The 952-nt window shown below is 69.4% G+C and carries 1 protein-coding gene; it reads left to right on the plus strand.

Annotated features, from left to right (window positions below):
* Window positions 1–142: 142 nt before the first annotated feature.
* On the plus strand, window positions 143–907 hold the full coding sequence (locus tag DPV74_RS41545) for a DUF899 domain-containing protein (RefSeq protein WP_119339297.1): 765 nt from the start codon (window positions 143–145) through the stop codon (window positions 905–907).
* Window positions 908–952: the final 45 nt, after the last annotated feature.

Here is a 952-nt window from a genome sequence, read left to right on the forward strand (position 1 = left end):
GCGCGGCCGCCGTGATCAGCGAATCCATCCGAATCCCGACACACTTGTCACTCCCTCCGGCCTGATGCCCGCCACTAATCTAGCACCACGCACACGGCACCGGACGCCGTGCCCGGCTACCCATCGGAAGGAGGAACCCGCAATGACGACCCATCTCACCGGAACGCGCGACGAATGGCTGGCCGCGCGGCGCGCGCTGCTCGACGCGGAAAAGGCGCTGACGCGGCAAGGCGACGAACTCGCGCGGCGGCGCCAGGCGCTGCCCTGGGTACGCGTCGACAAGACCTACCGGTTCGACACCGAAGACGGGCAGGCCACGCTCGGCGACCTGTTTCGCGGCCGTTCGCAACTGCTCGTCTATCACTTCATGTTCGGCCCCGACTACAAGGCAGGCTGCCCGTCGTGTTCGGCGCTCGCCGACGGTTTCGACGGCTTCGCCGTGCACCTGGCGAACCACGACGTGACGCTCGCCGCCGTGTCGCGTGCGCCGCTCGCGACACTCCTCGCTTACCGGCAGCGGATGGGGTGGCGCTTCCCGTGGGCGTCCTCGGTCGGCAGCGATTTCAACTTCGACTTCAATGTGTCGTTCACCGAAACGCAGCAGCGCGCGGGCGCCGTCGAATACAACTACGCGCTGGCCGGTCACGCGATGGACATGGATCCGCCGCCGGCACCCGTCGTGCAGTTCGCTGCGACGTGCGGTACCGACGCGCTCACGTATTCGCTCGACCGGCCGGGGATGAGCGCGTTCGTGCGCGAGGACGGCACCGTTTATCACACGTACTCCACCTATGCGCGCGGGCTCGACGGGCTGTGGGGGATGTACCAGTGGCTCGATCGCGCGCCGCGCGGACGCAACGAGGCCGGCCCGTGGTGGCGCCGTCATGACGAGTACGCACGCGGCTGAGGGCGCCGGCGACGGGCGGGGGCGGCCGGGGCGGGCGATGGCGCG

Source organism: Burkholderia sp. HAN2018 (assembly GCF_024704855.1).
GTDB lineage: Bacteria > Pseudomonadota > Gammaproteobacteria > Burkholderiales > Burkholderiaceae > Burkholderia > Burkholderia cepacia.